The organism is Microcystis sp. M_OC_Ca_00000000_C217Col, assembly GCF_007095585.1.
Lineage (GTDB): Bacteria > Cyanobacteriota > Cyanobacteriia > Cyanobacteriales > Microcystaceae > Microcystis > Microcystis panniformis.
This window is the reverse complement of sequence record NZ_SFBV01000157.1, coordinates 1-21348: the sequence shown is the minus strand read 5'-3', so window position 1 is coordinate 21348 and position 21348 is coordinate 1. Positions and strand designations below refer to the sequence as shown.

Genomic DNA, 21348 nt, shown 5'->3' with positions numbered 1-21348 from the left:
TACTGATTACTGATTACTGATTACTGATTACTGATTACTGATTACTGATTACTGATTACTGATTACTGATTACTGATTACTGATTACTGATTACTGATTACTGATTACTGATTACTGATAACTGATTACTGATAACTGACGGTGATAGTTAATTTTTAGGTAGAGAAGAATCTTTTAATTCAAAATAAGCTTGTACTTCTTCTTTCCAGAGTTGATATTTTTCTTGAATTAGTTGATATTGACTGGCAAAATCGAGGTTACAATCAACGATATTGCTATCGATCTCGGATTGCACTAATTCCCGTTCGATCAGGGTTTCTCGGATAAATTTTAAACATTCTTGTCTCAAAGCTTCCGCTTGATCAATAATTAGCTGGACTTGATTAATTGCTCGATCGTACAATGGGGTTTGTGAATGAAAAATTTCGGAAGATGCGGCCAGATTTCGCAGTCTATTTAATTGATTTTTCTTTTCTACTAAACTGGCAATTTTGGGGTTAATTTCAAAAAGTAAGGTTTTCACCAGAGGAGCCAAGCGGCGAGTGTTAGTATAATCATAGTTATTAAGGTCTGATTTAATCAGGTGTACCTGTTGTAAATCGACGGTAATATCGTGGAGTTGTATCTCGGTTTCGGTGATGGTGGGATGAATCGTTTTAACTTTCCAAGTAGTAATAGAAGTCAACTGCTGGCGCTCACTATTAACCATTTGCCGCTCCATTTTCAGCACATCGAGGGGAATGCTATAAAGTTTTTTATCGGGAATATAGATGACATCGCTACTGAGAATGCGATCGATTTTAGGACGACGATATAAATAATGATACAGGAATCGATAAAAGCTGTTACTGCCTTGAAATATCTGGACAAATAACCAAATTTTCCAGCTGAATAACCCGCTAAGAAAGCGTCCGAATAGATGGGAATTCGAGGAGGAGTTATTCATGAAATTCCGTTATCAGTTATCGGTGAGGAATCGGAGGTTTGGTTCTTTTCAGCGAGCGGTAAATAGTAAACAGTAATCAGGGATAAAGATGAAGATAACTAACTAACTAATTAACTTAAAACTTACATCTGATAACTGATCACTGATAACTGATCACTGATTAAGGACGTTCTCCGGGTAGATTTTTTGAAGATGTTGGTTTCGATCTTACCTGTTGACGACCGTTGCGAATAACTTGTAACATTTCCCCTAATTCTCGATCGAGATGTTCTAAAACCGCTTCGGCATAGTCGTCAGCGCCTTTTTGAATTTCATGACATTCAGCTTGGGTTTTTTGTCGTAACTGTTGCACTTCCTGCAAGGTGCTGTGACGCATCTGTTCGATTTCATCGAGGGTTTGTTGTTGCAAGGATTCGCATTCCTGCTGAACCCGTTGACGAATTTGGGCCGCTTGCCGTTCTGCTTGTTGAATAATACCGGACTCATCGAGAATTTGGGCGGCTCTTTGTTGAGCGGAACGAAGGACTTGTTGAGCGTATTCTTCTGCTTTAGTGATAATTTCCTGTTCTTCCTGCAAAATTGCTAAAGCTTTCTGTACTGCTGGTGGCACGGTTTCATAGATGAGATCGATCTGTTCGGCTATCTGTCCCTCATCGATGATTGTCCAACGGGTGAGGGGGATATGGAAACTATCAAAAATCATCTCTTGCAGACGCGCCAGATCCTGATAGATATCGAAATCGACGGGTGGACTGGGAACCCCACTATTAGAAGTGTTAGGTACTGCTTTTCTGGGATCATTAGGTTCTCGGCGCGCCATAGGTTCAGATCGTCCTCATTACTGTATTTTAGTATGTTAGCTATAGTATGAGTAAATATCCCTAGAAACGTTTTCTGGGACTAGATGGGTGACAGAGCCACCGAATTGAGCGATTTCTTTAACCACGCTACTGCTTAAAAAACTATATTCTTTAGTGGTGGCTAAAAAAACCGTTTCGATTCCTTCCCAGAGAGTTTTATTGGTGTGTGCCATTTGCAGTTCTTTTTCAAAGTCTGAGAGAACCCGCAACCCCCGCAACAGCACCTTAGCACCTTTTAATCTGGCATATTCAACCGTCAATCCTGAAAAACTGTCTATCTCAACGTTTTTCAGGTGTTTTGTACAGTAACTGATCTGTTCTATGCGTTTTTCGACCGTAAACAGGGGGTTTTTATGGGGATTGCAGAGAACTGCCACGATTACTCGCTCGAATAGTGGCACACTGCGTTCGATAATATCTAAATGACCGAGTGTAACTGGATCGAAGCTGCCGGGGTAGATGGCGATCATTTCTCAACCTTCACACCTCGCCAAAAAGCGATATATCCTTTAATATTTTGGGCTTTTGGTTTAGGATCGGGATAATACCAAGCGGCATCTTTATTGTCCTGTCCATCTACCCTGAGAGTATAATAACTAGCCTCTCCTTTCCAAGAACAAATGGTATGGGTGTTACTGGGTTGAAAATATTCAGCTTTGATGGTATCGGGGGGAAAATAGTAGTTTCCCTCGACAATTTCACAGTTATCGCTTTCCGCTACCACTGCACCATTCCAAATCGCCTTTGCCATGACACTAACTCCTAGTTCTGGTTCAAAATCATCTTACAACAGAGTTTGTAAATGTTGAACCAGTTGGTTAACCTGCATCACTCCCTCGATTCGATCGATCGGTTGACCATTTTTAAAGACTACTAAAGTCGGTAAAGCTTGAATACCGTACTTAGTGGCTAAATTGGGATATTTGTCTGTATCAATTTTGACAATTTGTAGGCGATTTTTGAAATACATTCCCGTTTGTTCTAGAATCGGAGCCATCATTTGACAAGGACCGCACCAAGTGGCATAGAAATCCACTAACACGGGGAGATTAGTGGTTTGCAACAGTTCCTGAAAACTGGAAAACTCTTTTTTGACTGCCATAAATTGTCACCTCGCCAGAAAAATAGCCTTTTCCCTACTATAGCTTTTCTAAATGTCCCTTAGCTCTCCTGCAAAAGTAAGTTCTCGATGTGCTATCGGCTCAAAATATCTTAAAACTCAGATAAATTTGCGATAATTTTCGGTTTTATGGCTAGTATAGTTGTCTCTTGTCTTTTTTATCCTCATCTCCCCACTCCCTACCTCCCCATTTCCTGTCTCGGAGTCTCCTATCTCCTCACCTAACGGAAAATTTTTGATTTCTCCAGAGCAGTCATCGATCGCCGGGAAAATGCTAAGTTAGGTAAAGACTCGACAGCCAACTTTCCATGAACATCCTAACCAAGCTGCTTTTTCCCGAAACTAAAACCCCAGAGCAAGTAGGTTCACCGCGAGTACAGAAAAGCCGCCGGGGAATCGAGACCAAATCCGCCGCAGAAATCGTTATTATGCGACAAGCGGGTAAAATTGCCGCTACAGTCCTCAAAGAAATTGCCCAGATCGCTCAACCCGGAATGACGACGGCGGATCTGGATGTCTATGCGGAAAAACGTATCCGCGCAATGGGTGCTACTCCCAGTTTTAAAGGTTATTATGGCTTTCCTGCCTCGATTTGTGCCTCCGTCGATAACGAAGTCGTTCACGGTATCCCTAGCCCGAAAAAACGCCTCAAAGCCGGTTCTGTGTTAAAGGTAGATACGGGGGCCTACTACCAAGGTTATCATGGGGATTCCTGTATCACGATCGCGATCGGTTCCGTCTCTCCCAAAGCCAAGAAATTAATCCGCGTAGCGGAAGAAGCTTTATATAAAGGCATAAATCAGGTAAAAGCTGGCAATTATCTGCTCGATATCGCAGGAGCGATCGAAGATCACGTTCAAGCTAACGGTTTCCAGGTGGTAGAAGATTTTACCGGCCATGGAGTCGGCAGAAATCTCCACGAAGAACCCTCGGTATTTAATTTTCGCACTAATGAGTTACCCAATGTCAAACTGCGCGCCGGGATGACTCTGGCCATTGAACCAATTGTCAACGCGGGATCTAAACATACCAGAACTTTACGCGATCGTTGGACGGTGGTGACGATGGATAATGCTCTCTCCGCTCAATTTGAGCATACTGTCTTAGTAACCGCCACAGGTTATGAAATCCTAACCGATCGCAATAACCTATAAAATTGTCTATAGATTTTTTGGTCCGGAATCTTAATTGAAAATTTATTTAGCGGCAGGATTTAGTCAAAATGTTTAAAAATATCGTTGTTGCCTTGGATTGTGGGGAATCATCCCATCGAGTCCTTCATGCTTTGAATTCCCTCTCTCTAACGGCAAATTCTTACATCATCATCACCCATATTCTTGGTAAGAAGGGAGATGAATCGGCAGTGGATCGCCCTCATCCCTCCCGTGAGATCATTGAAGATCAATTGCGCTGCTATCAATCCCAGATTGCTACCCCTAGTGAAATCGAAGTCATCTTTGGTGATCCAGCGGAGGAAATTATTCGTTTAGCGAATATCTATCAAGCTGATCTGATCGTGATCGGCAGCCGGGGATTAACGGGAGTTCAACGGGTGATCGAAGATTCTGTTAGTAGTCTCGTGGTGGCAGAAGCTACCTGTTCCGTATTGGTGGTAAAAGCATAGCAGCCAGCACTCAGCGTCAAGACTCCCAGACTGGTGAGACAGCTATCAGGGATCGGATTTGAGCAGCACTGCTGACTAAAATTTGCAAATCTTATTTTTCCCCGATGTTTTCCCCCATACATTCCCCGGTATTTCCCCACTCACTCCCCAGTTTTCCACAGTTTACCCAGACTTTTCCACAGGCAACAGCGATAGAATCGGCACTTGCTTCCAGAAAAAATTAATCTTGATTGTCAAAATCCCCATCGATAGATACTGAGTTACTGTTAAGTTAAGTAAATAAAATCTGGCTCTAACCCTTATTCCCTCGTAAATATTAAGTTTTTCTAAAGCATTCCTTTACATCTGGTAATATTGCAACTCCCTCCAACTTGGCTCACAATAGTCCTTACTGTCCACTACAGGAGTCAGGGATTTCCCCACTTCCGATCAGAGGTAAACGATATGAATACATCAGTCAGTATCTTGGCAGAAATCCCCGAAATTCTCCACCAATCCCTACAACAATACCTAGAAACTCACCCCGGTTGGGATCAAGATGGTGTGTTTACGGCGGCACTATCATTTTTTTTGCTTAATTGTCAATCCCCCGAAAGGATGAATTTTGAGGAGCAAAATAGCTGTGCCAAGGTTTATCTAGAAACTTTGTTCCAGCGCTCGGAGTGCTAATTCGGTGATAATAAGAATCGGGTCCTGGTTAAAAACCCGATTTCTCCATATGAATTCCGATAAAACCCCTAATTTAATCATTCCTCAGCTAATTATCGGTTTGGGTAATCCCGAACCCAAATATGATCGCACCCGTCATAATATCGGTTTTGAAGCTGTGGACTCATTAGCGCGGGATTGGGGGCTATCTTGGCAGGAAAACAAGCGATTTCAAGGTTTTATCGCCGAGGGTGACGGTCCTCTCCCGGGCAAAATTCGTCTCTTGAAACCCCAAACCTATATGAATCGCTCCGGGCAATCGGTGCGATCGGTGCTTGACTGGTATAAACTAGCTCCAGAGTCGATTTTAGTTATTTACGATGATATGGATCTGCCCCTAGGCCGGTTGAGAATCCGTCTATCGGGATCGGCGGGCGGACACAACGGTATTAAATCGATGATTGCCCACGTTGGCACGGAAAACTTCGCTCGTTTACGCATAGGAATCGGTAAATCAACCGAAAAAGCGACTATTTCCCACGTTTTAGGCCGATTCACCCCCCAAGAAAACCAAGTAATCTTGAAAGTGTTAGACTTGTCCAGAAAAGCGATCGAACTTGGTCTCAAACAAGGGTTACAAAAGGCAATGAGTCTCTACAATAATCAAAGTGTAGAGATTGGCTCTAATCTATGCTGATAGCAAATAAGCCTGATTTTAGTAATGGTTATAATCGCCATTTTTGTCTATACTCCTACAGAACCCTTGCTTAAATTTTGATCGCCCTTTGCTAGATTAGGTCAATTTTCATCCTCGATATTAGTAGTTTAAGTATGATTAATCGCCAAAGTTTGCTGAGATTCGCCCACAAGTTTAATCTCATTTTATTGATAATCGCTACAGTTTTTTGTCTTTGGGGTAATGCTGCTTTTGCCCATCGTCCCCATGATGTAATTAGTCAAGTGGAAGTTTCTCCTGATTTCCAGACAGATAATACAGTATATATCTTGGTGCGAAATAACTTTTATAAATCTAGCGACGGAGGTAGCAACTGGACAAGATTAATTCAAGGTTTAGATTATACGGGGGAATTAAGTTCCTTATCCCTATCTCCCCTCAATAAAAATATTCTCTATCTAGCTTCAAGATCCGATGGTATTTATAAAAGTGAAGATGCGGGGGAATCTTGGCAGAAAGTTAATCAGGGTTTAGAAACTAACTTTATTAACTTCGTACAAATTGCCCCTTCCGATGCCAATATAGCAGTGGCAGTGGGATTAGAAAAAGGGGTTTATTTAACCGAAGATGGCGGTAAAAATTGGTCAAATATTTTCCCCACCACGGCACTGATAACCTCTCTAGCTATTACTCCCAACAATCCAGGGCGAATTTTTTTCGGGGATGAACAGGGTAAATTATACACTTCCTCCGATGGGGGGAAAACTTGGCAGAATCTCCCCTTACCCGCTAATGTGGGGGCAGTAGATACAATTGCTTTTTCTCCTAATCTAGACAGGGATAAAACCTTTTTTGTCGGTACAAAAGAAGCAGGTATTTTTAAAACCGTTGATGATGGTAAAACCTTCCAAGCCGTTAACGAAGGAATTAAGGATAAAATCATCGAAGACATCGTTATTTCTCCCGAATATGCCCAAAACTCCACCCTTTATGCCATTACTTGGTATGACGGAATGTATGTTTCTCAGGATGGGGGCAAAAGTTGGACAAAAATGAGCGAGGGTTTAACCAAAGACAAACAAGCAGATGATTATAAAGTTCCCCATTTTATGGACTTAAAAGTCGTTGAAGATACGATGTTTTTGGGGGGATTTAATGGCTTATTTAAAACCACAGATAGGGGGAAACAATGGCAGGAAATAGAAACTTTAGCCCGGGCAACAGTTATCGCTATGGCGGTTTCTCCTAATTATGCCCAGGATGGTACTGTCGTCATTGCTAATTATGTAGGCAATATCTTCATCAGTCGGGATAAAGGGGAAACTTGGACACCAATTAATCGCGGTTTAGAGGTTTATCGACTTGGTAAAGATCCCGAAGAATCAGGACAAGATCCCCGGCGTTTCTTTGACATTGCCTTTTCTCCTAACTATGGAGAAGATAGAACTATTTTTGCTGGGTTTTTACGCAATAGATTTGCCAAATCCGATAACAGTGGTGATTTATGGAAAATTATCGAAATCGATGAAGGAGTCCGCGGTCCGAGAATAGTTCCTTCTCCAGATTTTGCCAAGGATAAAACTCTCTTTCTCACCAATCAGCAGGGGAGAATATTTCGTTCTACCGATGGAGGAAATACGGTTAAAAATATCAGTGAAGTGGGCAGAATTTTCGGTAATTATGCCCCTGCTATGGTAGCTTCCCCCGATTTTGCTAAGGATAAAACTTTGTTTGTCACGGGAACAGAGGGTATTTATCAAAGTGTTGATGGTGGACTAACTTGGAAAAATGTCAGCCAAGGAACACCCCTATCAAAAACCGCTAATGTGCAGTTGGCAATGTCTCCCAATTATCCCAGTGATGGAACTATTTTTGCTGGGACAATTTCTGGTTTGTTTGTCAGCAAAGATGGGGCTAAAAGTTGGACAAAATTAGAGAAACCGGGGTTTAATCCCAATACCTCGGTAGAAACCATTGCTATCTCTCCTGATTATGCTAATGATCGCACGGTAATAGTTAGTTTACAGGGAAATGGCTTGTTTAAATCTACCGATGGAGGAGAAACTTTTAAATCAATTGGTGATCCTAAAATACCCCTAGTGAAAATTCATAGTATCCCTTCTTCTGGTATCTCCGTCCAGTTTTCTCCTAATTACGCTCAAGATAAAACTTTATTCGGTTTTGGTGGCGCTAAAACTACAGTTTTTCGTTCCACCGATGGGGGAGAAACTTGGACAAGTGTAACTATTCCTCCTCATGCGGAAGAAAATACAACCCGCTATAAAATCGGTGAGTTTTTCTCCGGTCCCCTTGGCACAATCTTGCGCGTGGTTATCCCGATTCTCCTAGCAATCGCCGCTTATTTTCTGGTGGGTTTCTTGAAACTGGAGAAAGTTATTAATCTTCCTAAATCCTTCTTCCGCATGGCAGGGGCATTTATGGTTTTTCTCTTTGTTTTCTTCGCTATCATTAGCCAAGTTTAGCGGAAATTTTCACCGGCGGGGCTTGACAAATCCCGCCGCTTGCCTTATAATTATATATATAATGGGAATCCGTGCCTGCCTGCGACCTCTGATTTTTACGGCAGTCAACCCCTCAGAGAATTAACCATCGGCAACGTAGGGATTGACCATCTTAGCGGGGTCAACAATGCGATCAAAATCCGCTTCCTTGATGTATCCCAGTTGCAAGGCTGCCACTTTCAGGGTTAAATCCTTTTCTAGGGCATAATGAGCGACGTAGGCAGCCTTTTGGTAGCCAATCACGGGACTTAAGGCAGTCACCAGCATCAAGGATTGATTTAAAAAAGTCTCAATTTGTTTTTGATTAGCAGTCATCCCCTTAACCAAAAACTGACAGAAATTACCGCAACCATCAGTGAGCAAACGGATAGACTGCATGAGATTATGAATCAACAGCGGTTTATAGACATTCATTTCCAGATGTCCTCCGGCGCCTCCCATCGTCACCGCTAAATCATTAGCCATCACCTGCACTGCTATCATCGATAAAGCTTCGCATTGGGTGGGATTAACTTTCCCCGGCATAATTGAAGAACCCGGTTCGTTTTCCGGCAGCTGTAATTCTCCTAATCCACAACGGGGACCACAGCTAAGTAAACGGATATCATTAGCAATTTTATACAGGGAACTAGCGATAGTTTTCAGTCCCCCACTCAAGAAAACGAGAGCATCGTGGGAACCTTGCACGGTAAACTTATTAGGAGCGGTAATAAAGGGTAATTTGGTCAGATTAGCGATTTCGGCAGCCACATCTCGATCAAAATCCGGGGGAGCATTAATTCCCGTACCCACTGCTGTTCCTCCCAAGGATAAACGATAGACTTTTTCTAGACATTTTTCTAGCCAATCGCTGCCATCATCCAATAAACCCACATAACCGGAGAACTCTTGTCCGAGGGTTAAAGGAGTGGCATCCTGTAGGTGAGTCCGACCAATTTTAACTATATTTGCCCATAATTGCGCCTTTTCATCGAGACTATTCCGTAATAGTTGCAGACTGGGAATTAATTTTTCCTTGACTGCCAAGGCAACGGCAATATACATGGCCGAGGGAAAGGAATCATTAGTCGATTGGGACATATTAACATGATCGTTGGGATCGACGGGAGTTTTGCTACCCAGAGGATTCCCCGTTAGTTGACTGCAACGATTGGAGATGACTTCGTTGATGTTCATGTTAAATTGAGTGCCACTTCCCGTCATCCAAACGTAGAGGGGAAAGTTATCTGCGTGTTGTCCGGCTAAAATTTCATCGCAGACTTGACAGATAAGATTTTTTCTCTCCTGACTGAGACGATTTTTTTGCTGATTGACAATTGCACAGGCTTTTTTGAGAATGGCATAGGACGCGATCATCTCCCGGGGCATGAGATTATCACCGATACTAAAGTATTGTAGGGATCTTTGGGTCTGCGCTCCCCAAAGTTTATCGGCAGGTACGGGAATTTCTCCCATGCTGTCTTTCTCGATGCGAAATTCTGTCATCTTTAAGTTACTTCTGCATCTGGCCTGAAAAGAGAGGGTCTCCAGGGCGAGACGGATTCCCATTATAAGAAAAGTATAAGTCAAGTCTGGCTGGTTTGTCAAGCCCTATTGGAACTTTTTCTGGCGGCATTTTTACCCGGGGGGTTGACAAGAATAACTGGCAGGGTGCTGGAGTGATTATGAAACAAAAACTGTTATATTTTAGGGAAGATAATCAGTAAAAAAGACGGGATTGGAGACTATGGACACAGCGATCGCATTAAGTTGGACATTGGGAATTATCTTAGGGTTGATGACCCTTTTGTTTATCTTACGGATCGTGCTGACTTGGAATCCACAGGTAGATTTAAATAGCTTTCCCTTTAATATTATTGCCTGGCCAACGGAACCTTTTTTAATCCTCGTGCGTCGACTCATCCCACCGTTGGGAGGAGTTGATATTTCTCCAATTATTTGGGTGGGAATTTGTACGCTGCTGCGGGAAATTCTTCTCGGTCAACAGGGTTTAATTACCATGGCCTTAAAATAATTATTTAAGCGACTAGAATATGCTGACATAATTTATGTTCTAACTCTCGTTCCTGTTTTTCTAGGGTAATAATCGCCTGTTTGATAATACTTTTAACATCCATACCCTGGTCGTATTGTTTTAACCATTGTTGTGCAGTGTTACCTTCGCGGAGGATTTTTTGTAGGGGAGAGAGAAAACAACTAAAACCCCTTGCTTTAGCGATCGGATAAACTTGAACATAGAGGTCTTTAATCCAATCCCTAGCCAAGATTTCCCGGCCATCGTACCAATGTCTCAGGGTGGCATCAAGACTAAAACGCGCGGCAGCCTGTTCGTTTTCTTGGGTTAAAGTTAATAAATCCTCGCTGCGATTGCTGCTGGGTAATTGACTTAAAATTAAGGGGTCTAATTGGGGAGCTTGTAAAAGTTGAGTTAAACGGGCCTCTAAAAAAGCCATAACTGCTAATAAACTAATAGGATCAGCAATCAGGTCACAAATTCGCAATTCTAGACGATTGAGATTATAGGGACGATTGCTACCGTTAGGACGTACCGACACCCAGAGATGACGAACATTCTGCATGGTACCGAGTTTTAATTGTTCCTCGGTCCAGGTGACAAAATGTTTATGACTTTCAAAGAGGGGAACATCAGCGGGAGTTTGGGGGAAAACTTGCCAACGACGGGAATGGGAACCGGTGATTTTACCATCGAGAAAAGGAGAGGAAGCGCTTAAAGCCAAGTATAAAGGAGCTTCTAGGCGAATTAAGCGACAGGCACGCATTAAATCCTCATAATCGCTAATACCGACGTTAATATGAATACTGGCCGTGACCACATTAGTGCCGTAGGTCTGTTCAATATAGTCATGATAGGGATTGTGGGGGTCACTGCGATAAAAATGTTGACTATCGCCCAAGGAGAGGGTACTGCCAGGGATGAGGGTATAATCGCCTAAACGACGCAAATATCGCCGTAGAGCGAGACGAGGTTTTAAAGTAGCGCATAAAAGACGGTCATAGTTAGTCATGGGAGCCGTAGTATATTCTACGTTACGACTATCTGGTTCTCGGACAAAACCATCTAAATCCTTGACAATGCGATCGGATAAACCGATAATTTCTCCGGCTGCTGTTCCGGTGTACATTTCCACTTCAAAACCTTTACTTAGGAGCATCGTCAATTCACCCTGCTGTGTCTATTTTGTAGTTTGACATTATTTGGACTGTAAATGACGTTCGATCAGTAGAATCGCTACTATATCATCAATGGGGCGATCGGGAAGACGCATCCCCTGGGGGATGAGTTTCTGTAATCCTTTGGGGGGAAACATTTGCCAATAGCGATCGCGCGCTTCTAGGGTACTATTGCGTTCATCCACTAGAGTAATCGGGATAGTGACACGAGCGGCAATTTTTTGGTGCCAACTTTTTGAGGTGGTTTGGTTCCCCATCACCAATAATTCGATCGGATACTGTTGACAGAGACTGGCTAAACGCTCGATCGCTTGTGACGATGCTATCACCTCATGGGTATAAATTTTCCCTGTCGATGACCTGACCGCGATTCCACATTTATCCTTACCCGGATCAAAACCGAGAATACACATAGTTTTTATCTCCTGCAGCAGTGGTCGGTTTTATTAAATCACTAAATTAGGGTCTTGGGTTTTGGGGTTTTAGCAGGGTAAGCGCATCTTAACAATCCTTGACAAAATTAACTTTATGAAAGCAATTTCAGAAGTAATTGGTATAATTTGACAGTAATAAAGAACTGCTGAAACCAAGTGTTAATTCTGGCCTTTGGTTTTGAGGTTAAACCATAGTAAATTGCTTCGAGGGTGATGACACTTAAGGCAATCGATGATTGTAGCAGGCCAGCATTAGGTTGGGGACGTGCTAACTCGCTGATCATGTTAGTATCAGCCAGGAAGGTCATTTAAGCTTTCTGCAAATGGATTAGAACGATCTTGGCGAGGAGGAACTTCTATAGTATAGTTTTCTTCAGCACAAATTTGTCGCAATTCTGCTAAAGCTTGGGCTAGGTTATCAAAATCTGTTTGAGTTTCATGGGCAGCTAATTTTTTCTCTAAGAGCAATCTTTCTTCTTCAGAAAGGGATTGGATAATTTGGACGAGAGATTCAATCAATTTGGCATTCATGTTTTTTTCCTCTTTAGTAAGATTATCAAGATTCTAATTCGATTCCTCAAACAGTGATAGAAAATCACGGCGAACACTCACTAAGCTGTCAAGCATTTAAATTACGAACAGCTTAACCTTCCGTAGGTATCACGGTTCAAAGTAAGGGTCATTTTTCCACTCATATTTCGGCTCCTCAAAACGAAAAGATAACTGCTGTATTTCAATTTTTACAGTTTATTTTAAATAAATCAAGAGATTTAACCCCGGAATCGTGCGGGAGAGAGTCCAGATAAGGAGAGTGATATAAAAGATGCCGATACCCCATTGATACCAAACTAAAAAGGAAATGATAGCGGGTAATTCTTGATCGCGAACTCGCCAATCATTAAAGCCTAATTTTAGCAAATTATTGAGACTTAAATCGTAATAATTTAACCAATTCCAACGCTTTTGCCAAGGAATAGGAGTATAACGATCGCGAAAAAGGGGAAATTCGGGAACTACGGGTAAACGGGTGATTAATAAGCGTAATTGTCGCATACTGCCATCTTGCAGGAAATAGGAACTATCCATTAAATCGTGATAGCGTCCCCGACGATAAAGTTCGATAATTAAAATTAGGGGTAAGGGGACAAGAATTAGGGCAATAGCTGTTAAAGTTAGTAGGGGACGACTGGCAGATTGCAGGATATTAAACACACCGGAAAGGGTGAGAATAATATAGCTAGTTACCATACAAAAGATTTCATAACGACTAGGAATTACCGGTTTAGGAGTGAGACGACGCACGCGATCAATTAACCAAAATAAACAGCCAAAATAGGCAAAAATTATGATTCCTGTACCGAAAACTAAACTAAAATTTGTACCATCTTGACTTAAGAGTAATAGTAAAGCAAGGAAAGAAGTATGCAGAAAATCAGCTACCCAAGTGAGGTTAATTAGGCGAATAATTGAGATATTATTTAGTTTTTGTTTTAACTGTTGAACTCGCAATTTTTCAGTTTTGTATTCAATTTGATTAGCATCGGCAATTTGTTCTAGGGAGCGAAAATTACGAACTAAATTTCTTAAAACTGTTTCATTTCCTGCTAGGTTTTGTAAATAAATTGCTTGACCAATTACTCCTCTATCTCCTAGAATTTTCGCTTTATCGGAATCAAAAGCTAATCCTGATACAGTCAAGTAACTATTTTTAGTAAAAGTGGAATTACTAAAATCTACCTGATCTAAAAGTTTCACGTCTTGAAAACTAACCACACCATTAAAATAACTAGACCGGAAAGCACCCGATTTTTCAAAAGTGGCATTTCTAAATGTTAATAAACTTAAAAATCTACTCTTAGAAAATAGCGGACGATCTCGCCATTGACTTTGGGAAAAATTAGCTTCTTTTTGCCAGAAAGTACGGGTAAAATCTGCGAGTTTATCGTATTTGGTTTGATCAAAATAAGCTTCGGCAGTAAAATGACTGCCATGGAAGTTAGTAATACTTTTAAAATGGGCCGCGCGAAAGATGGCTTTATTTAAAAATTGACTTTGACTAAAATTTACATCTCCCATAAAAGTGGCTTTGCTAAATTTTGCCACCCTAGCAAAACGGGATTCTAACCAATTACTTTCACGACTAAATTTTGCTGCCATTGCTTCGACAATTTGCAGAAAAAAAGTCTTAGAAAAGTCCACTTCTCCCATAAATACGGTTCCCTGCAACTTCACCGGTCCGCGAAATACTGTGACATTAAAAACCGGTTCATCGCTATCGAATAAAAAATTTTCGTCCTGTTGTAATAACTGTTCTTCCGTGGGTGATAATAAGGTAGCGAGAGCCACTTTTGTTAAAGGAGTTGGTAAACCGAGACGAGAAGCGATAAAATTGCCTTGAATTAAGGAATTACTAAAATCTAAACCTAGGGGTTGTTTAGCGCGATTAATTTGACCTTGAATCTGTTGATAAAATTGTTCTTGTAGTTCTTTATTTTCATCGCGGATATCGATAACTAAATTGGCTAAATCGATGGTAGTCATCCCTTCTTTAAGGACGGGTGCGCTTAAACGTTCCTGCAATAAAGTTACTGTTAAGGGAACTCTATCCACTACTGCCAAACTAGGGAGAGAATGTAAACAGAAAAACAGAAAAAAAATAATTAGTAACCAGCAGCCTTTCAACAACGCACCCACGACAGTTATTTTCCTAAACAAGCTTGGATAGCCATCTCTAAGTCCTCTTGGTTGAAATCGGTGATAACAAAGACTTCTTGAACACTTTTTCCTGTCCTCGCAATCAGCTTAAAACCACCACGAATCGGCACTGATATCCGCAATTGTAACCGCGGACAATGACCTTTTGAGCGAGAAAGTACCCCCGGGGTGACAGTGGTGATTCCTTGATAGGTAATTAACTTTTCTAATACCGCAATCAACCCCGGAATATGAGTAGAATGATTCCAAACTAAGCGACCATTATTCATAATTATGCGGCCTCTAGAGGAGCCATAGTTAATCCTTCCCGTCGCAATTGTTGGTGATAAAGTTCCGCTTGTTCTTGGGGACCTGTCCAGACAATTGCTTGTCCTTGGTAGTGAACTTGATTAGTTAATTCCCAAGCTCGATCTGTAGTCATATCCGGGATATATTTAATTAAACAATTGGCCACATGATCGAAGGTGTTAAAGTCATCGTTGAGAACAATAACTTTATAGTTGGGATAAGTCTTTTTGAACCCTTGGGTGGACTTATCTAAGGTGGTACTGGGTGCGCTGGCCATAGAAGTTACAATAGGTTAAGGTTTTTGCAATTAAATTCGAGCATTTTGACAACAATTAAGCGGCAAAAGCCACAGAATTATTATTCAAAACCCGGTGATAGTAATTTAATAATTGTTTGGTGGCCGCTTGCCATGCCCATTTTTCCGCTTCTAGGCGCGCATTTCGTCGTAATTCCTCTCTTTCTGCCTTGGCGGTTAGTAATCTTTGGGTGGCACTAATTAAACCCTTTTCATCCCTAGGATCGAAGAGATGACCATTAACTCCATCGGTGACAATATCGGGAATTCCCCCCGAATTTGCCGCCACCACCGGACAACCGGCAGCCATGGATTCTAAAAGTACCAAACCGAGGGTTTCTGTGCGTGAGGGAAAAAGAAAAGCATCTGCGGAAGCAAAAGCGGAGGCTAATTCTAACCCCTGTAAATAACCGACAAAATGGGTATTTGTGTCGGCAAAATGACTTGTTAAAGCTTCCCGATGGGGACCATCTCCCACAATGGCAAATCTTGCTTGGGGAATCGCTTCTAATACTGGTTTAATGCGATCAATTTCTTTTTCGGCCGACACTCGACCAACATATAATAAGAGAGGACTATCGGGGTTATTTTGGGATAATTTCAGTCTCATAGCTGGGGATTTTAAATGAGGTTGAAATAATTCCGTATCAACTCCCCTTTGCCAAAGCTCGACCTTTTCAATGCCACGACTAGATAATTCTTGTACCATAGCAGTGGAAGTGCAGAGATTTAAACTTGCTTGATTGTGGGCCAATTTTAATAATTCCCAGAGTAATCCTTCTAGGGAACCTAATCCATAGTGTTGTAGGTATTGGGGGAGATGGGTATGATAGGAAGCGACGAGGGGAATGTTCATAGTTTTGGCAAAATAAATGCCTCCCACCCCTAAAATAGCCGGGTTAACCACATGAATAATATCAGGTTTGAACCTCTCTAAAGCTTGACCGACTGAAGGCCGGGGGAAAGCCATTTTTAATTCCGGATATAGGGGTAAGGGAATCCCTGTAACTCCATGAATCTTAGCACCTTTGTACTCTTTTAAACCGCCATCGGGAGAGAAAACTAATACCTGATGACCTAATCTTTGTAGGTGTTCTACGGTATGTTTAAGACGGGTGACAATGCCATCGATTTTCGGTAAGAAAGTTTCTGTAAAAAGAGCAATTCGCATAGAGAAAGCAAGATTAAGTAATAGTTAAGGGCAAGCTTTTTTCGAGATAGCTAGGAATAATTACTGAATTTCTCAAGGCAATTAACTCCCCAATTAATCATAGATCAGAAAGGCCAAAGGTTTTAATCACTCGATCGCTACCTTCGATAACCACCGTCGCTCGATAATTATCGCCGATTGCCGCTGTCCATAATTGCCATTCCCCCGCCACATTGTCTAATTTTAAGGGGTTGAGGCCCACTTCCACTTGATCGAGTCCCCCGCTAATTCCCGTTCCCACTGCCTTTAAATAAGCCTCTTTTGCCGTCCATAACTGAAAAAATAGCTTTTCCTTCTCTGCGGACTTTTCAACAAGCTCATGTTCCTTAGCACAAAAAAACCTTTTTGTCAAGCTATCTAGATCTTTCATCTGGCGCATTTTCTCTAAATCTACCCCGATGCGAGCGGTTAAAGTCAAGCCACAGATGGCCATCTCCTCGGAATGGGAGAGATTAAACTGCAATTGGTAGTTAATACTCGGTTTTCCCCGTTCACTGTAGATAAACTCGATTTTTTCGGGACTTATCGCCAAATATGACCCTAAAATCTCCCGTAAACATCCCCTAGCCACCAAAAAACGCCGCTTGTGTTGGGGAAAATGGTAACGATTAGCTCTAATTATTTCATCTTCCGAGAGCAAAGAAGCCAGTTTTTCTCGTCTATCCCCAGAGGGATCGAGACTGATAAAATAGAGATGAACCTCATCGGTAGATATAAACATTAAACTCAGAAGCGATCAAATAATTAATTATCGGTAAATTTTACCTTAAAATGAGAATTGCCGACTCAAGAATTTATCCACCTTCTAACTCTTGACTTTGCAGCACACCTATGAACTTTTTTCATACTGAAGACCACCTCCAACAGTTCGGTACAGATATTTTAGAAACAACTTGGCGAGAATTTACCCAATTAGCTCAAGAACAAATTGCCCTAACTTGGATAGTATATGATCCTCCTGTTATCGTCAACACGGGGGGAGCAATTTCTCACGAAGAATTCTGGAAATATTCCCCCCGCGGATTTAGCTATCGCGGACAAGAAAGAACCTATCCCGCTAGTTTAGTTAAATTATTTTATCTAGTAGCGATTCATGAGTGGTTAGAGGGGGGGATGATTGCCGAAAGCAGCGAATTAAATCGCGCCATTCGTGACATGATTGTTGACTCTAGTAATGATGCTACCAGTTTAGTTGTAGATCTGGTCACGGGAACCACTAGCGGTCCAGAAATTTCCGCCGGTCCCTTTGAAACTTGGAAGCAACAACGCAACATAGTTAATCGTTATTTTCAATCCTTAAATTGGCCAGAATTAGCGACAATTAACGTTAATCAAAAAACTTGGTCTGATGGTCCCTATGGACGTGAACGCGCTTTTTTAGGGGAATTAATGGAGAATCGCAATATGTTAACTAGCAATGCAGTGGCGCGTTTAATTCATACTATTGTTGGGGGGATTGCGGTTTCTTCCCAACGTTCCCAGATGATGATGTCTTTACTAAAACGTAGTCTTAATCCTGCTGATTGGACAAGTCAAGGAGATGATACACAAATCTTAGGATTTTTGGGACAAGGATTACCAGAAAATAGTCAAATTTGGTCAAAAGCTGGTTGGACAAGTCAAGTACGTCACGATGCAGCCTATATTGAAATTCCCCATCATACTCCCTATCTATTGGTGGTATTTACCGAGGGAAAAGATAACAGTCAAAATCGCTCAATTTTACCTTTTATCTCCCAGAAAGTAGCCGAGAAAATTATGCAGTTCAATTAATTTAACCTGTGGGTAGGATGGTTTTCTCTGTCATTGTCAAAAGTGTTAGATAAACATCCTACTGTCATGAACCCGTAAATTGACTGATATTCATCTCAATATATAGCTTTTCTGGGATAGATGGGGTTTGTTCTTGCATCTGAAATACTCGATTAAGTAGGTGGGTGGAATTAAATATAAGATGAACGTAGGTTGGGTTGAAGCATGAAACCCAACGTCCGCTCATGTTACGCTACCGCTAACCCATCCTACCAATAATTGTGCCTCCCCACTTAAGTAAGGATTCAGTCTGTGCTTCACCTTGACGAGAAGGGCTGTCATCATTTAAACTAACAATAAGTTGTTCTTAAGTATTTACTCAAATGTGTGACTTTCAATCCTCGCCATTGTCATAACGAAAGGGAAGTGGAGAGTAAATTAATTGTCCAGTATTTACTACCCAAACTAGGCTACAATCCCGAACATTGGTATCAACAAGTTAGCTTTGGTAAAGTCCGCTTAGATTTCCTTGTTTATGCTCAAAAACCTATCAATAAAAAGCAGTTTTTACCCTCTCACTGTCTAATTATTGAGGCTAAAAACCCCAGAGAAAAGCTCATCAATCATCGTCACCGCTTAGGTTATTATCTCAACTACTTTAAAGTGCGGTGGGGATTATTAACCAATGGTTATGAGATTCAACTTTATCAAAGAAAACCCGATAAAATTTATTTAGTTTTTAGATGTTCTGGGTCAGAAATTGCCGCTCACTTAGAACAGTTAAAATCTCTGATTGGCTACGAAACTTTATCCCTGGGTATTCCAGCGCTTAATTCTCCAATAATCAACCACAGAACCCCCATGAAAACCATCGCAATTTATCATCATAAAGGTGGTGTTGGTAAAACCACCGTCGCTACCAATCTAGCGGCAGCCTTGAGTAAAAAAGGCAAGCGAGTTTTATTAATTGATATTGATGCTCAAGCTAATAGTACCTTTGCCGTTGGTTTAATTAAGTTTCAATTCGATGATGACGATGATTTAAAAGATAAAAATGTCTTTCATTTGCTCAATGATGGAGACATAACTTTTGTGCCAACTGTTGTCAGAAAATCTCAGGGATTTAATCATCCAGAAATTGATGTAATTCCCGCTCATATTAGCTTAATTGAAAAACAAACTACCCTAACCAGATACGGAACCTCTAACACAAGATTATCTAAAAAATTAGATAAAGTTAGAGATGATTATGACTTTGTTATTATTGACACACCGCCATCCTTAGATTTTTATGCTCAAGCTGGTTTAATTGCTTCCGACTATCTGATTATTCCATCAGATCTTAAACCATTTTCTAATCAAGGTTTAAATAGTGTAAAAAGTTTTATCAAGGAAGCAATTAACGAAAGTCGTGAAAATTTAGGTAAAGAACCCCTAAAAATTTTAGGCGTTTTACCTTCCAAAATTTCCACCCATGCTCAATACTTAAGATTTAATTTTCCCAGACAAAAACAAGTGATTCCAGACAAATATGGTTTACCTTTGATGGAATCGACTATCTCGGAAAGAATGCCTTTATCTCGCTGTATAAATCAATACGTTACCGTGGGAGATTTAGAAATTCCTGCTCCCCAATCTATAATGGATTATGCCGAAAATCAAGGCGATGCGGGAGTATCAGCAGCAGAATTTGAAGCCTTAGCAATCGAAGTTTTAGCTAAAATAGGAGTTAAATAAATGTGGGATTTTTTACTAATTGATTTACAGGACGTGGTAGCTACTAAAGAGCGTTCTTATTTTCCAGAAACAGATTTACACAACTTAGCTAATCTTATTGTAGCAATGAAGGGCTTAATGCGTCCTGTCATTCTCAAAAAAATTGGCTTTGAACGCTTCCAGATTATTGAGGGAAATTTAGAGTATTATGCCTGTTTAATTGCTAAAGAAAAAGAACGCAGCCTAGAAACTATTAACGCTTTTGTGGTTGATAAAGAAGCGGAGAATATCGCTTTACAGCAAATGCAGTTATTATCTCCTTCTCCTGGGTTAATTACCACGCCTGAAAAAATAGATAATCCTCTAGAATTGAGGATGAGTAATCTTGAAAAACGATTAGAAACCCAGTTACAAGCAATCCGAGAGGAGTACCAAAAAGAAATCAAAAGACTGGAAGAAAAAATTATGATTTCTCCTCCTCCTCCTCCTCCTTCTAAGTCTATTTTAGAGCTTTTGAATAGCTGTGACGCTAATCAACTTAAAAAAGCGGGAATTCCACCTGCATCTGTTAATGACTTTCTGAAAAAACGTTCAGAAAAGCCCTTTGATTCTGTGGAAGATATACGCAAGCGACGAGTGACAGGAATTGGGCAAGTAAGGTTGGCTAAACTTGTCGATTATTTGCTGACTCACAATTGATTTTTTGGGGTGTGTTGAGATGCTTTAACACACCCTACCGATGGGTGTTATAATAATGGAATATCAGGAAAAAATCCCGATCCGATAGCGGGCAAAGATTAACTAAGTAGGTAGGTGTTAAAAATTGTCAGACACCCCCCTTATCAAGGGGGGCAGGGGGGATCCCCCCGCCTATCGGCACCCCCCTTAATAAGGGGGGCAGGGGGGATCAAGGGCAAAATCTATCTTCTATTTAATTAGAAACACTTACCTAGAAGACGGGTGAAAAGAGAAAACTTATGACAACTACCCCAGTAATAGCTGCTTCTTTAACAATTCCTCCCCTAGAAAACGGCGATAAATTAACTCGATGGGAATTTGAACGACGTTATCAAGGGATGCCCCATCTCAAAAAAGCGGAATTAATTGAAGGAATTGTTTATATGGCATCTCCCCTCAGATTTGAAAGTCACGCCGAGCCTCATGCTAATATTATCGGATGGTTAGCTCTCTATAAAGCGGCGACTCCCGGTGTTAGATTGGGTGATAATGCCACCGTGAGATTAGATATTGATAACGAACCCCAACCGGATGCCCTATTAAGAATTGACAAGGGAGGACAATCGACAATTAGTCAAGATGATTATGTAGAAGGAGCGCCGGAATTAATTG

Annotated in this window: 25 protein-coding genes; 10 read left to right on the top strand and 15 right to left on the bottom strand. The window is 41.2% G+C overall.

Features of this window, described 5'->3' with window-relative positions; genetic code table 11:
• Nucleotides 1–148 precede the first annotated feature (148 nt).
• From EWV66_RS09145 to trxA, 5 genes are all read right to left on the bottom strand, one after another.
• Nucleotides 149–946, bottom strand: a complete 798-nt coding sequence (locus tag EWV66_RS09145; RefSeq protein WP_287108890.1) for a hypothetical protein — start codon at nt 944–946, stop codon at nt 149–151.
• A gap of 160 nt (nt 947–1106) precedes the next feature.
• Nucleotides 1107–1766, bottom strand: a complete 660-nt coding sequence (locus EWV66_RS09140) for an ATP synthase subunit B family protein (RefSeq protein ID WP_052275740.1) — start codon at nt 1764–1766, stop codon at nt 1107–1109.
• A 36-nt stretch (nt 1767–1802) separates the two neighbouring features.
• Entirely contained in the window at nt 1803–2276 is a 474-nt protein-coding gene (gene coaD / locus EWV66_RS09135) for a pantetheine-phosphate adenylyltransferase (protein ID WP_002758057.1), read from the bottom strand.
• Nucleotides 2273–2557, bottom strand: a complete 285-nt coding sequence (locus EWV66_RS09130; protein ID WP_002743550.1) for a DUF427 domain-containing protein — start codon at nt 2555–2557, stop codon at nt 2273–2275. The genes coaD and EWV66_RS09130 overlap by 4 nt, the downstream gene beginning before the upstream one ends.
• A gap of 33 nt (nt 2558–2590) precedes the next feature.
• On the bottom strand, nt 2591–2908 hold the full coding sequence (gene trxA, locus EWV66_RS09125; protein WP_002787985.1) for a thioredoxin: 318 nt from the start codon (nt 2906–2908) through the stop codon (nt 2591–2593).
• 326 nt (nt 2909–3234) lie between these two features.
• On the opposite strand from trxA, the gene map reads away from it, so the two are divergent.
• From map to EWV66_RS09100, 5 genes are all read left to right on the top strand, one after another.
• Nucleotides 3235–4080 carry a type I methionyl aminopeptidase gene (gene map, locus EWV66_RS09120; protein ID WP_185237030.1) on the top strand — a complete coding sequence of 282 codons (846 nt, stop codon included), beginning with the start codon at nt 3235–3237 and terminating at the stop codon, nt 4078–4080.
• A 68-nt stretch (nt 4081–4148) separates the two neighbouring features.
• A complete protein-coding gene (locus tag EWV66_RS09115) occupies nt 4149–4550 on the top strand; it encodes a universal stress protein (RefSeq protein ID WP_002758063.1) in 402 nt (133 codons plus the stop codon).
• 444 nt (nt 4551–4994) lie between these two features.
• Nucleotides 4995–5219, top strand: coding sequence for a DUF2811 domain-containing protein (locus EWV66_RS09110; RefSeq protein ID WP_002739844.1), 225 nt, complete (start codon nt 4995–4997; stop codon nt 5217–5219).
• Nucleotides 5220–5268: 49 nt separating this feature from the next.
• Nucleotides 5269–5895, top strand: a complete 627-nt coding sequence (pth, locus tag EWV66_RS09105) for an aminoacyl-tRNA hydrolase (protein ID WP_052275738.1) — start codon at nt 5269–5271, stop codon at nt 5893–5895.
• Between the two features lie 134 nt (nt 5896–6029).
• Nucleotides 6030–8357: a VPS10 domain-containing protein gene (locus tag EWV66_RS09100; RefSeq protein WP_287108887.1), complete on the top strand. Its 2328-nt coding sequence runs from the start codon at nt 6030–6032 to the stop codon at nt 8355–8357.
• Nucleotides 8358–8477: 120 nt separating this feature from the next.
• Here the strand turns inward: EWV66_RS09100 and fumC are convergent, their stop codons facing one another.
• Nucleotides 8478–9881 carry a class II fumarate hydratase gene (gene fumC / locus EWV66_RS09095; protein WP_052278381.1) on the bottom strand — a complete coding sequence of 468 codons (1404 nt, stop codon included), beginning with the start codon at nt 9879–9881 and terminating at the stop codon, nt 8478–8480.
• 241 nt (nt 9882–10122) lie between these two features.
• On the opposite strand from fumC, the gene EWV66_RS09090 reads away from it, so the two are divergent.
• Complete coding sequence (locus EWV66_RS09090) at nt 10123–10410, top strand: YggT family protein (protein WP_052275736.1); 288 nt, start codon at nt 10123–10125, stop codon at nt 10408–10410.
• A 4-nt stretch (nt 10411–10414) separates the two neighbouring features.
• On the opposite strand, the gene gshA is transcribed toward EWV66_RS09090, so the two are convergent.
• The 9 genes from gshA to EWV66_RS09045 all read right to left on the bottom strand — a co-directional run bounded on the left by gshA (nt 10415) and on the right by EWV66_RS09045 (nt 17251).
• Nucleotides 10415–11569 (bottom strand): glutamate--cysteine ligase, encoded by a 1155-nt coding sequence (gshA, locus tag EWV66_RS09085; protein WP_052275735.1) that lies wholly within the window; start codon nt 11567–11569, stop codon nt 10415–10417.
• 39 nt (nt 11570–11608) lie between these two features.
• Nucleotides 11609–12001, bottom strand: a complete 393-nt coding sequence (locus EWV66_RS09080; protein ID WP_052275734.1) for a pre-16S rRNA-processing nuclease YqgF — start codon at nt 11999–12001, stop codon at nt 11609–11611.
• Between the two features lie 113 nt (nt 12002–12114).
• Complete coding sequence (locus tag EWV66_RS09075; protein WP_052275733.1) at nt 12115–12330, bottom strand: PIN domain-containing protein; 216 nt, start codon at nt 12328–12330, stop codon at nt 12115–12117.
• Nucleotides 12314–12553 (bottom strand): hypothetical protein, encoded by a 240-nt coding sequence (locus EWV66_RS09070; protein ID WP_052275732.1) that lies wholly within the window; start codon nt 12551–12553, stop codon nt 12314–12316. The genes EWV66_RS09075 and EWV66_RS09070 overlap by 17 nt, the downstream gene beginning before the upstream one ends.
• Before the next feature lie 216 nt (nt 12554–12769).
• Nucleotides 12770–14716 (bottom strand): pentapeptide repeat-containing protein, encoded by a 1947-nt coding sequence (locus EWV66_RS09065; RefSeq protein ID WP_287108883.1) that lies wholly within the window; start codon nt 14714–14716, stop codon nt 12770–12772.
• 5 nt (nt 14717–14721) lie between these two features.
• A complete protein-coding gene (locus EWV66_RS09060) occupies nt 14722–15006 on the bottom strand; it encodes a DUF2103 domain-containing protein (protein ID WP_052275730.1) in 285 nt (94 codons plus the stop codon).
• Between the two features lie 2 nt (nt 15007–15008).
• Nucleotides 15009–15302: an ATP-dependent Clp protease adapter ClpS gene (gene clpS, locus EWV66_RS09055; protein WP_193959481.1), complete on the bottom strand. Its 294-nt coding sequence runs from the start codon at nt 15300–15302 to the stop codon at nt 15009–15011.
• 55 nt (nt 15303–15357) lie between these two features.
• Nucleotides 15358–16491, bottom strand: coding sequence for a glycosyltransferase family 4 protein (locus EWV66_RS09050; RefSeq protein WP_287108880.1), 1134 nt, complete (start codon nt 16489–16491; stop codon nt 15358–15360).
• A gap of 97 nt (nt 16492–16588) precedes the next feature.
• Nucleotides 16589–17251, bottom strand: a complete 663-nt coding sequence (locus EWV66_RS09045; RefSeq protein WP_052275727.1) for a 4'-phosphopantetheinyl transferase family protein — start codon at nt 17249–17251, stop codon at nt 16589–16591.
• 110 nt (nt 17252–17361) lie between these two features.
• On the opposite strand from EWV66_RS09045, the gene EWV66_RS09040 reads away from it, so the two are divergent.
• The 4 genes from EWV66_RS09040 to EWV66_RS09025 all read left to right on the top strand — a co-directional run.
• Nucleotides 17362–18303: a serine hydrolase gene (locus EWV66_RS09040; RefSeq protein WP_072923509.1), complete on the top strand. Its 942-nt coding sequence runs from the start codon at nt 17362–17364 to the stop codon at nt 18301–18303.
• A gap of 366 nt (nt 18304–18669) precedes the next feature.
• Entirely contained in the window at nt 18670–20019 is a 1350-nt protein-coding gene (locus EWV66_RS09035) for an AAA family ATPase (protein WP_287108877.1), read from the top strand.
• On the top strand, nt 20020–20697 hold the full coding sequence (locus tag EWV66_RS09030) for a ParB N-terminal domain-containing protein (protein WP_287108875.1): 678 nt from the start codon (nt 20020–20022) through the stop codon (nt 20695–20697). It abuts the gene before it with no gap.
• Between the two features lie 278 nt (nt 20698–20975).
• Nucleotides 20976–21348: Uma2 family endonuclease (locus EWV66_RS09025; RefSeq protein WP_287108874.1), on the top strand; the 373-nt coding region annotated here is incomplete at its 3' end.